At 66.3% G+C, this 2522-nt stretch carries 5 protein-coding genes; 4 read left to right on the top strand and 1 reads right to left on the bottom strand.

Annotated elements, in window-relative coordinates:
- Window positions 1–114 precede the first annotated feature (114 nt).
- Together ACYVDE_RS20075 and ACYVDE_RS20070 are read left to right on the top strand one after the other, a co-directional pair.
- Window positions 115–669, top strand: coding sequence for a hypothetical protein (locus ACYVDE_RS20075; protein ID WP_460503313.1), 555 nt, complete (start codon window positions 115–117; stop codon window positions 667–669).
- 39 nt (window positions 670–708) lie between these two features.
- A complete protein-coding gene (locus ACYVDE_RS20070) occupies window positions 709–1368 on the top strand; it encodes a hypothetical protein (protein ID WP_460503312.1) in 660 nt (219 codons plus the stop codon).
- 35 nt (window positions 1369–1403) lie between these two features.
- Here ACYVDE_RS20070 and ACYVDE_RS20065 read toward each other — a convergent pair whose 3' ends face one another.
- Window positions 1404–1721 (bottom strand): hypothetical protein, encoded by a 318-nt coding sequence (locus ACYVDE_RS20065; RefSeq protein ID WP_198075830.1) that lies wholly within the window; start codon window positions 1719–1721, stop codon window positions 1404–1406.
- A 13-nt stretch (window positions 1722–1734) separates the two neighbouring features.
- Between ACYVDE_RS20065 and ACYVDE_RS20060 the strand changes: the two genes are divergently transcribed.
- Both ACYVDE_RS20060 and ACYVDE_RS20055 read left to right on the top strand, forming a co-directional pair.
- Window positions 1735–2025 carry a hypothetical protein gene (locus ACYVDE_RS20060; RefSeq protein ID WP_460503311.1) on the top strand — a complete coding sequence of 97 codons (291 nt, stop codon included), beginning with the start codon at window positions 1735–1737 and terminating at the stop codon, window positions 2023–2025.
- Window positions 2026–2049: 24 nt separating this feature from the next.
- Entirely contained in the window at window positions 2050–2484 is a 435-nt protein-coding gene (locus ACYVDE_RS20055) for a hypothetical protein (RefSeq protein WP_460503310.1), read from the top strand.
- Window positions 2485–2522 lie beyond the last annotated feature (38 nt).

The raw sequence follows: 2522 nt of genomic DNA, 5'->3' as shown, positions 1-2522 counted from the left end.
CGCAGGCCCCGGCCCCCACCTGGCGCAACGGCAGCACCCTGCCCGCGGGCGAGTCCGCCGAGCTCTTCGGCGACTACACCGGCAAGGGCCGCATCATCACCCTCCCTTCCTGACATGCTCATGCACAACGACATCACGCCCGAACTCGTGCACCAGGCCAACCTGCTGGCCCGCAGCTACAACGATTTTCACTACTGCACCCTGCACAGCGTACTCGGCCATTTCCCCGCCCAAGGCCAGTACCCCGGTGGCTGGCACGAGGCCCGCGCGGTGCGGCTCTGGCTGCACCAGACTGACGCGCCGGCCATTTACCTGCTCTACGTCGAGCACCGCGGCTCCGACGAGGAATTGCTGCAGGCCCTTTCGGATGACCTGTGTCAGTGGCACCTGTCGGGCACGCTGCCCAGCGACGTGGCCACAGTCACCGAGTCCGCCGCCGACGCCCTGATTGCCCTGGCCCAGCACCCACTCACCACTGCCACCGACCGCGCCGAGCTGCTCCGCACCCAAATCCGCCTGATGAGTGGCCGGCAGGCCCGCGAGGCCACCGCCGACCTCACGGCTAAACTCGAAGCCCGCAGCCCCGGCGTGCTCACCGGCCGGGGCTGGATGCCTCACGGAGAACCGGTGCCCAGGCAGGGCCCCCATCCATTTGCCTACGCGGCCTGACCTCATTTCAACAACCCTCATCCCATTCTTCCCAATACCATGTCGAAAATCCCCGGCCTCCAGGATGTCAACGACCACATCCACACCTGCCGCTTCGCCTACCTGCGCACCTTGCTCTACCAGGAGCGCGACGAGCTCACTGCCGAGCAGCAGCACGACTACCAGTTCCAGATTGGCCACATGACCATTCTGCTCGAGGAGCTCAAGGACCACCTCTACAACCTGCGCGGCCTGGCCACCGCCTGCGCCCACGGCCTGGCCGGCACCCAGCCCGACGACTACGAGCCGTGGGAGGAGGATGCCGACGGCAACGACGTGGAAGTACCCTACGACCCCTACGCCGAAATGGCCTACCACCTGAGCGGCGAGAGCAGCGTGCGCCCGCTCCGGCTCAGCACCTCGGTGCTGGCCTACATCGACCAGATGCCCCTGCGCGACCAACTGCACGCCGAGGGCTTCCTGCAGCTGATGGGCGGCGAGCTGAGCGTGCTGCAGCAGGGCGTGCCTGGCACCGACTCGGCCCAGTACGCCAACGTGGGCATCTCCGCGGCCCTTGAAGCGCTGGAGTCCACGGCGTTTGTGCTCACCTACGAAGCCGACCTGGCCCGCGTGGAGGAACTGGTTATCACCCGCGGCCCCCTGGAAGAAATCGCCGCCTTGTTAGGACCGGTAAAGCGGAAGTTGCCGTGGGAGGAATAGCTATCCGTCCACCAGTTGACGTCTTGGCCGCAAGGTTATTCCTTAATGAAAATCAACGTAGCGCCAAACCCTTGCGAGCCGCTGAAGGTGCTTTTCAAGGTGTAGCCTTCCTGGGTAAGCGTTGTCACGAGCCGCTGAATAGTTAGTCCGGCCTCTTTCATGCTGTTGGCGTTGAGCCCCCCGTTCAAGTCATACTCCTCCGTCTTGCCGTTCGGTCGCACCACCACCACTTTGCCGCGGCTTGCCAGGTCGACCATTCGCACCACAACGACTTCCCCCTTGACTGCCTGCGCACGCACCGGTACCGAGGCCAATGCCACCAGGCATGCCCCCAACAAGAATACTTTTTTCATAACCGCGAAGCTAATGCCCATCCGCACCGCCTCCCGCATCGACGCCAACCAGCCGGCCATCGTGGCCGCGCTGCGCGGCATCGGGGCCTCCGTGCTGCACGTGCACCAGCTCAAGAACTGCTTTGACCTGCTGGTGGGCTACCGCGGCCGCACCTTCCTGCTGGAGATAAAGGACCCCTCGCAGCCGCCGAGCAAGCGCCAGCTCACGCCGGGCGAGGCCGAGTTCAAGGCGCAGTGGCGGGGCACTCCCTACCACGTGGTGCACACCGTCGACGAAGCGTTGGCCCTGCTGACGGCCGCCTAACAACCATTCCCCTTTCTACTGCCCATGCACGCCCCCAACCGCCTCGCTTCTGCCCCCGCGCCAACCCCTTCGCTGCAGCAACCCGCCCCGCGGATAGCGCTGCCGCCCTACGACCCCGACCAGCACATTCCCCCACCGCCGCCCATGCCCACGCTGAGCGTGACGCCCAAGGGCGTGCTGCACCTGCATGCCAGCCTGCGCCAGGCCCTGGCCCTGCGCAACGGCCAGCCTATCGACCTGATTCCCCCGGCGTGGAACAGCCTGTTCTGGCACCTGGACCTGCGCCCCGTGGCCCAGCGTCGGGTGGCGTGGTACGACAACACCCGGGTACGGGCCGAGGGCATCAAGCTCCCACCCGGCCTGGTCACCGAGTCCGTCACGCTCTACCTGCTGCCCGGTGAGCCCGCCCACCCCCACTACTACCCCTTACTCCCTGCCAATGCCCTCGCTGCCCCGTAACGCACCCGCCCGCCCCTGGCTGCCGAAGCCCGCGCCCA

This window comes from Hymenobacter agri (genome assembly GCF_054778495.1).
Note: the sequence above shows the minus strand (reverse complement) of the source record. Positions and strands in the feature narration are given on the sequence as shown.